The sequence below is a fragment of the Buttiauxella gaviniae ATCC 51604 genome, assembly GCF_001654835.1.
In the GTDB taxonomy this organism is placed as follows: Bacteria; Pseudomonadota; Gammaproteobacteria; order Enterobacterales; family Enterobacteriaceae; genus Buttiauxella; species Buttiauxella gaviniae.
In genome coordinates this window covers 1-7,299 of the sequence record NZ_LXEP01000056.1, presented here as the reverse complement: position 1 = coordinate 7,299, position 7,299 = coordinate 1, and the positions used below count along the sequence as shown (strand labels likewise).

The window sequence follows — 7,299 nt, the reverse complement described above, 5'->3', positions numbered from 1 at the left end:
CTTTTTCATATGTGCATGCAAAAATAAGACGTTATGTTTAATTCACAGTGGTAGTTGCCGCCGGACGACAGACACAAAAAAGCCCCTGAAGGGGCTGAATGGCGTTAAACCTGAGGGGAAAAACCCGCCGCTTTGCGGCGACCATTCGTTATTTGATCAGCTCAGCTGTCATGTGTACGTGATTTTTGAACTGCGCACTGGTGATTTTATAGGATGCGCCTTCTTCAGCGGCCTGTGCGGCAATTTTTGCTTCTGCGCGGTCAAGTGTGGAAGCTGTGGTGCTGATGCTCTGGGCGAATGCACCGAAAGACATTACAGAAAGAACAGTAACTACAACAAAAGTTTTGATGGTTTTCATGGTCGTATTCCTGAAGTCATTTATCTGGTTTAGAGCGTTGTTGCCCTGATGTGATAAATGATAGGCCGACGCGTTAATGATTAAAATCGAAACAATTTGCCAGAGTTATTCAAAAAAATAGAATATTTCTCAGGCTGTTATTGATGTGCCTCTGAGAGGGGGGTGACACTTTTGTTCCGTGGGTAATGATGCGGGCTGCTCGAGTTCGGAAACTGGGACGTTATGGTCAATGGGGTTTGAAGCCCAACTGTACGAATCTGTATGCCAAGTTCGTTTTTTGAGCAGGTTGACTTGCTGCCGAGTGACACCTAGAATCCTTGCGCCGAAAAATGATCGGTCGGTTTGGTTATTCCGACCCTCGTATCCTACGAGAATTAGTCTTTTTAAGAACCCACGGCATCATCCTAATCAATTTGGGTGTGATGCCGTGGGTAAGCTATATGCTGCCCATGCTCGCACCGCCGTAAAAGGAATATTTGCATGCACAGCAAGAAAGTCTTAATCACCGCCCAAGTCTTCATCTCAGGGATGATGGCCTTCCTTATGACTGGATTCTTTTCCCTTCTTCATCTCGGTATGACCTCCCACATTGTGGATGCCTGGGCCAGTTCTTTTATTATTGCTTGGCCGGTAGCCTTCTGTTTTTCTTTGGTCGTGTCGCCGTTGGCTTTCATGATGGCCGGACGGTTGATGGCGAATCGTGACCTCGTCAGAGCTGAGTGAATATCACCCAGAGCCTGGTGTGTTAGACCTCTAGTAAAAACTCAACCAATAGGGGTTTTATTTAATTAACTGCATGCCGCTACCGCAGTCTGAACAGCAATAGTTTGGTGTTAAGCCCTCCAGGAGTGGGCTTTTTCATGTGGTTCGCACAGTGAGGCGTTATTGTAAGCATCTCTGTAATCCGACCCCTTCACTTTTAGAGACCTTTCTACAAACTGATTATGCCCAACCGCTTCACGCTCAGAGAGGACCTAGTCTCCTTCGCTCTGGCTGCTAAGTGCCAGGAGCGGACGTTATAACAACAACGAAGTGTTAATCAACGTCGGGGCAGGTCTACCCTTGCAGCAGTTGACATAGATCGCATGCAAAAATGGTCGTCCGATTTTCGGTTGTGAGGGTTTCGTCGGATGTTCTAGATTTATCTTCATTCTAAAAGGAGATAAATCATGAACTTCATTGAGCTTCATAATCAAAACAAACCGCTACTCATCGCAAATGTCTGGGATGCTGGAAGTGCGATCGCGGCGCAGCAGGCGGGCTATCAGGCCCTTGGTACTTCCAGTGCAGCGATTGCCGCTACGCTAGGTTACGAAGACGGAGAGGCCATGTCTTTTGACGAATTGTTCTATTTCGTCACTCGCATCAAATCCGTCAGTAACCTGCCATTAAGTGTTGATGTAGAAGCAGGATTTGGTGGTACAGCTGACGAGATTACGACTCATCTTAAACGCCTCGTACAACTTGGGGTGGTTGGTATAAACCTCGAGGACAGCAGAGTGGTTAACGGTGTCAGGCAACTAGAAGATGCCCCAGCATTTGCCAGTACATTAAAAGAGATTCGCAAGACGCTGAACGTAGAGAATTATCCATTATTTCTTAATATCCGTACTGATACATACCTTCTTAATCATGAGCAGGCTTTGCAGGAAACGCTGTTACGCGGCCAGCTTTATGAAGCTGCGGGTGCAGACGGGCTTTTTGTCCCATGCCTCACGTCAGAAAAAGATATTGAAACCATTACCAAAGAGCTAAATCTGCCATTAAACGTAATGTGTATGCCAAATCTCCCCACGTTCGAGAGGCTGGAAATACTAGGCGTAAGTCGCATTTCTATGGGTAATTTCGTTCATTCAGCCATTCAATCGAAGCTTAAAGATTTAATGCAAATTATCCATTCACAACAGACCTTTGCAGGAGTTTTTGTTGATGAAAGTTCTCGATAATGAACAGTGCGATGTCTGGTATCAGGCATTACTTGAGCGCGCTTCAGAGTATACGGGGGTGTTTTTTGTTGGTGTCAAAACAACAGGGGTATTTTGTATATCGGTATGTCGGGCACGGAAACCGAAACGTGAAAATGTTGAGTTTTATAAAGATTTTAAAGCTGCTCTGGATGCAGGTTTTCGCCCTTGCAAAGTATGCCGACCCACTGAAAATGCGCACAGCGCGCCGTTGTTAATCGAACAAGCGCTTGAACTCGTGCGCGCTAATCCTAAAACAAGAATTAACGATGCAGAATTACGGAAACATGGTATCAGCCCGGAGCGTGTACGGCGCTGGTTTCTACAAAATCACGGAATTACCTTCCATGCATTTCAAAGAATGCAACGGGTAAATATCGCGCTTCAGGAGCTAAAAGGTGGGCGAACTGCCACTGATGTTGCATTGGATAACGGCTACGAATCATTGAGCGGTTTTGGTTATACCTATAAGCGGGTCACGGGTGTTGCTCCAACTAAACAGAGTCAGGTGATCATGATCCACCGTTTTACCACACCGCTCGGTCCCATGTTTGTCTGTGCCACTGAACGTGGAGTTTGCCTGCTGGAATTTACTGACCGACGGATGCTGGAGACTGAATTTCGCGATCTTCAAGTTTTGCTTAAAGCGCGAATAATATCAGGGGAAAATATTCATACGCGCCAGGCAGAAAAAGAAATTGGCGAGTATTTTTCTGGAACACGCCAACAATTTGATCTGCTCCTCGATGCCCCAGGTAGTGATTTTCAACGTTCCGTCTGGCAAGAGCTACGTGCGGTTTCTTATGGTCAAACGTCGCACTACCAGGCGCTATCTGAGCAGATTGGAAATCCCAATGCGGTACGCGCAGTGGCCGCAGCAAATGGAGCAAACCGAATAGCGATCGTCATTCCATGCCACAGAATTATCGGCAAAGATGGTGCGATGACTGGCTACGGCGGTGGCATTGCGCGCAAAGAATGGCTTATTGAGCACGAACGAAAACAGCGTTAAAAGTGGTGCTGGCAGTGGACGGCTATAACGAAACAGTGTGGCAAAGCTCATTTTTCACTTAACTAACCACGAGTGTCTCGAATACCTTAAGCATAACATCCGCTCCTCGCTCAAACCTGCCAGTCAGTTCCTTTGATTTCCTGAAGATGTTTAAGCCGCCGTTCTGCATGCCTGGTTAGAAAACGCAGTGTGTCCAAGGCGGCGCGGATTTAACTTTAATGGCTCTGATTTGCCTGAAAGTGGTACGGTTTGGATGCGTCAAGACTGTATCTGGGCAGGCGCTCCTGAAAAATGGTTCACTGGACAAGATATGCGGTCTGCCCAAGACGTGACTGAATTAACGCGCTGGGTCTTTGATACATAGATGGTGCGTAACTTTTTCTATGCCAGTTAAAGCAATAAAGCCGGCTCGTTCATAGAAGGTGAATGCCAATGGGGGAGCGTTTGTGTTGATAAAATCAAACCAGTGGCCAGAATCCTTAAGTATTTCACTGAGCAGGGTGCTGCCAACCTGCCTTTTTCTCCATCCTGAGTCTACATAGAGATGTCGCAGACGTCCGATGCCAGTTTTTAGCGTAAATGGATCAACGTTGAGCCCACAAACGCCAACGATCAATCCATCTACAGAAGCCCCAATTAGTTTTTCTCCGGGTCTGTCAAAGCGGTTCAGTCCGCTAAGCCAGTTATCTTCCAGTCGGCGTAACATGTTAAATCCTTCAGCCATGCTCTGCGATTTTAACTCAGCAAATCCTGCGCTTTCCGGGGTAACGTTTGTGAGTTGGATATCCATGATTCTCCCACTGATTTCAATCTGCATATTCTGGACAGAATTACGATTGTGTCCAGTATGACAATGGTAATCTCATACTTCTAATGCCATCAATGCCCGCTCTGTGCCAGGAGGGGACATTACTAACATCGCGTTGCATTAAAAATTAGGGAGCACGTCAAAGTGAATTACATTAAGTTTTGGACTAACAGAAAATTGTAATGGACCTTTTAATCAGTAAGGAAAAAAGCGCATGCTGACATAGCAGGCTACGCCACTTATTAAACACGTAAGGTTAGATACAAAGAATTAGTTCATAAGGTACCTAAACCCTAAGTTCCTCATAAGAAACCATAACATGCTCACGATATGGCGATCGCTGCCGCAAACCCTCGTAGTACTTCCTGAGTTGAGGGAGTTTTGCACGGGAAATATCGATGTCGAAGTAGCGAAAAAGCACATGCCCAAATTGTATATCTGCAAGTGTAAAATCATTACCGGCAAGGTATTGATATTGCGTTAGCTGCGTTTCGGCAATCATCAAGCGCTTTTCAAAAGATTCTACTGCCTTTTTGATGGCGGTAGAATCTCGTAAATGGGCAGGCGTGCGTACTACTCGCCAGAAAATGGGTTCATTAAAGTTCATTGCAACACTGATTTTTGCCCATTCAGTCCAGCGATCAACACTTGTTCTCTCCAGAACATCCTTAGGCCAGAAGGTCTCGTGTCCGTAACGACAAGCCAGGTACCGCAGGATCGCACCTGTCTCCCAGAAAGGCAGCCCCCCATTATCTCTGATAACGGGTATGGTTCGATTAGGATTTAACAGATAAAACTCATCAGAGTCTGTCCCCCCATACTTGTGTCCTACATCATATCGTTGATAAGGCAATTCCAGTTCGCCGATACACCACATTAAGGCCTGAACGTTCGACGATGTTTTCCTTCCCCATACCTCCAACATCTGAAAAACCTCCTTCGCATAAACCAAGTTAATTTTTAACTGAACCGCGCCGGTAATCCTGGCGACTACATTCATTGAGAGAGGTAACCAGGATGACAAAACATAACCGATTTCCCCCTGAAGTTCGTCAACGTGCTGTTCGCATGGTTCTGGAAAACCAGTGTAGTCAGAAGATGTAACCATGCTTTAAGCCTGTCGTTTCAGACTCTTCCATTGATCTATAGTCAGAGTGAAGATGAGGTTAGCCGGTGGGTCCTCGGGATTATCAATTCTTTGAGTAAACAACAAACCTGCTTTTTCAAGAATGCGGCGAGAGGCTATATGATTCTCGCGTGTAACCCCGACAATTTCAGGCAGTTTTAACTCGTCAAATCCATACATCAAAGCGCGACAGGAGAGTTCAGTTGCATAACCTTTCCCCCATGATTCCGGTTCAAACCTGTATCCCAAATTATTCGTTTGTCGACTATTGAACTGGCTGACAAACACGCCTCCAAAGCCAATGATCCTTTCTGGATCCGTCTTTTCAGAGACAGCCCAGTCGTCAAAACCATAACGTTCACGGTCTGCGGTTCGCTGAAGGATAATGCTACGGCTATGCCCGATGTCCCGGTGTGGACCCCTTGGGTTAAACGCGTGCGTTCTGACGTCACCGTAGATGCGAAATAACGCCTGCACGTCGGACATCATTACTGGTCTGTAAAGTAGCCTTTCTGACTCCCAGTACACTAGCCCCTCCTTTTCATGTAAATGTTTTGTTAAATACTTTAGTCTGTCAGACATAGTCTGAGAAGGATCTCTTTGAAGCCTTCAGGTCCATATCTGAATCATGTCTGCCGGAATGTCCTGTAAAATCCGCAAAATGGAGTTGCTGAAGTCCGCTCCTCGCTCTTAGCAGACCACACGGCTCTTCAAACGGTCCGCTTCGTGCCAGGAGCGGACGGTGCTGTCAGTTCAGTGTATTAATCAATATAGGGATTATTGGTCATTACCGACCCAAACCAATGCCATGCCTTCGCTTGCCGGCCGAACATTTTTAAAACCGAATTTTTCATATAGTTCGGGAACGTCGGCCATGAGGGTAATATAGGCACCCGGTGACACATGCTTTTCAAACCAAGACATTAAATTCTGCATAATCTTTCGCCCGAGACCGTTTCCTTGATGATCCGGGTCAACAGCAATATCGACAATCTCAAAATTCAGGGCACCATCACCGATGATGCGCCCCATCCCGACAATTAGCCCAGCATACTCAATATGAACCCCGTAACAACTTCCAGGAAGAGCACATTCCGCGGCATCCAGAGGACGAGGTGTTAAGCCAGATATAACGCGTAAACGACAGAAATCTTCTGCAGATGGAACTGTGTTAACAAAAACGTATTTCTGATGCATTTTCCACTTCCAGGGTAGTTCGCTACTTTTCAAATTTAACAATACACCAACATAAATGGGATCTAAATAGTGTATCGATATGACTTCGCTAGTCATCTGGCGGCGGCCAGCGTCCGCTCATCGCTCAAATTTTCAAGTCAACTTTGTGCCAACAGCGGACGGTCAGGTATAGAGGTTCTGTGATAAAAAGAGTATCTAGGTAGTCATGCCTGAAGTCTGACGGAGCATAAAATGAGAACACAAAAGCGATGCATGGGGTATGTGGCCGTGGTGGTTGACGACTATGACCGCGCGATTGAGTATTACACAACCAAGCTGGGCTTTACCCTGGTTGAGGATACGCCACAGTCTGGGAAACGATGGGTAGTGGTCACACCGAACCCGGAAAGCGACTGCAACATTCTTCTGGCCCGAGCTTCAAACGAGAGGCAGAAAAACTTCATAGGCAATCAGTGTGGAGGGCGGGTATTCCTGTTCCTTCAGACAGATGACTTCTGGCGTGACTATAACGCTATGAAAGCAAAAGGTGTTGAATTTTGTGAGGAGCCACGTGAAGAGGAGTACGGTACGGTCGTTGTATTTGAAGACATCTACGGCAACCGCTGGGATCTTTACCAGAACAAGTAGAGTTAAATATCTTTAACGGCTGCGCCTTCAATGAGCAGCCGGTAAATTAGAGTGAGTGGCTTATAGCCCAACACCGCACACACTTTAAAGTATCATTAAATGCGGCAAAACAAACTTCATCTATTTTTGCTACTTCCGCTTTTCGCTCAAAGCTGCCTGTCAAAGTGGTCAAGCTTTACATAGCTCGGAGGTATAAAAAATAACCTT

The 7,299-nt window shown here is 46.2% G+C and carries 9 protein-coding genes; 4 read left to right on the top strand and 5 right to left on the bottom strand.

Going from position 1 to position 7,299, the window contains the following annotated elements; translation table 11 throughout:
• Positions 1 to 148: 148 nt before the first annotated feature.
• Entirely contained in the window at positions 149 to 358 is a 210-nt protein-coding gene (locus tag M977_RS23255) for a YdgH/BhsA/McbA-like domain containing protein (protein WP_064519382.1), read from the bottom strand.
• A 480-nt stretch (positions 359 to 838) separates the two neighbouring features.
• Between M977_RS23255 and M977_RS23250 the strand changes: the two genes are divergently transcribed.
• The 3 genes from M977_RS23250 (at position 839) to M977_RS23240 (ending at position 3,334) form a co-directional block, all read left to right on the top strand.
• Positions 839 to 1,081, top strand: coding sequence for a DUF2798 domain-containing protein (locus tag M977_RS23250; RefSeq protein ID WP_064519379.1), 243 nt, complete (start codon positions 839 to 841; stop codon positions 1,079 to 1,081).
• 446 nt (positions 1,082 to 1,527) lie between these two features.
• A complete protein-coding gene (locus M977_RS23245; protein ID WP_064519376.1) occupies positions 1,528 to 2,304 on the top strand; it encodes an isocitrate lyase/PEP mutase family protein in 777 nt (258 codons plus the stop codon).
• On the top strand, positions 2,288 to 3,334 hold the full coding sequence (locus tag M977_RS23240; RefSeq protein WP_064519373.1) for a bifunctional transcriptional activator/DNA repair enzyme AdaA: 1,047 nt from the start codon (positions 2,288 to 2,290) through the stop codon (positions 3,332 to 3,334). Before M977_RS23245 ends, M977_RS23240 begins: the two co-directional genes overlap by 17 nt.
• A gap of 337 nt (positions 3,335 to 3,671) precedes the next feature.
• Here M977_RS23240 and M977_RS23235 read toward each other — a convergent pair whose 3' ends face one another.
• From M977_RS23235 to M977_RS23220, 4 genes are all read right to left on the bottom strand, one after another.
• Positions 3,672 to 4,124: a GNAT family N-acetyltransferase gene (locus tag M977_RS23235; RefSeq protein WP_064519387.1), complete on the bottom strand. Its 453-nt coding sequence runs from the start codon at positions 4,122 to 4,124 to the stop codon at positions 3,672 to 3,674.
• Positions 4,125 to 4,428: 304 nt separating this feature from the next.
• Positions 4,429 to 5,067, bottom strand: a complete 639-nt coding sequence (locus M977_RS23230; RefSeq protein ID WP_064519384.1) for a glutathione S-transferase family protein — start codon at positions 5,065 to 5,067, stop codon at positions 4,429 to 4,431.
• Between the two features lie 186 nt (positions 5,068 to 5,253).
• On the bottom strand, positions 5,254 to 5,796 hold the full coding sequence (locus tag M977_RS23225) for a GNAT family N-acetyltransferase (RefSeq protein ID WP_064519370.1): 543 nt from the start codon (positions 5,794 to 5,796) through the stop codon (positions 5,254 to 5,256).
• A gap of 249 nt (positions 5,797 to 6,045) precedes the next feature.
• A complete protein-coding gene (locus tag M977_RS23220; RefSeq protein ID WP_064519368.1) occupies positions 6,046 to 6,465 on the bottom strand; it encodes a GNAT family N-acetyltransferase in 420 nt (139 codons plus the stop codon).
• 231 nt (positions 6,466 to 6,696) lie between these two features.
• Between M977_RS23220 and M977_RS23215 the strand changes: the two genes are divergently transcribed.
• Positions 6,697 to 7,092, top strand: coding sequence for a VOC family protein (locus tag M977_RS23215; protein ID WP_064519365.1), 396 nt, complete (start codon positions 6,697 to 6,699; stop codon positions 7,090 to 7,092).
• Positions 7,093 to 7,299: the final 207 nt, after the last annotated feature.

Excerpts from the sequence above, each read along its gene's own strand:
- M977_RS23255 (WP_064519382.1), bottom strand. The coding sequence starts at position 358 with ATGAAAACCATCAAAACTTTTGTTGTAGTTACTGTTCTTTCTGTAATG.
- M977_RS23250 (WP_064519379.1), top strand. The coding sequence starts at position 839 with ATGCACAGCAAGAAAGTCTTAATCACCGCCCAAGTCTTCATCTCAGGG.
- M977_RS23245 (WP_064519376.1), top strand. The coding sequence starts at position 1,528 with ATGAACTTCATTGAGCTTCATAATCAAAACAAACCGCTACTCATCGCA.
- M977_RS23240 (WP_064519373.1), top strand. The coding sequence starts at position 2,288 with ATGAAAGTTCTCGATAATGAACAGTGCGATGTCTGGTATCAGGCATTA.
- M977_RS23235 (WP_064519387.1), bottom strand. The coding sequence starts at position 4,124 with ATGGATATCCAACTCACAAACGTTACCCCGGAAAGCGCAGGATTTGCT.
- M977_RS23230 (WP_064519384.1), bottom strand. The coding sequence starts at position 5,067 with ATGTTGGAGGTATGGGGAAGGAAAACATCGTCGAACGTTCAGGCCTTA.
- M977_RS23220 (WP_064519368.1), bottom strand. The coding sequence starts at position 6,465 with ATGCATCAGAAATACGTTTTTGTTAACACAGTTCCATCTGCAGAAGAT.
- M977_RS23215 (WP_064519365.1), top strand. The coding sequence starts at position 6,697 with ATGAGAACACAAAAGCGATGCATGGGGTATGTGGCCGTGGTGGTTGAC.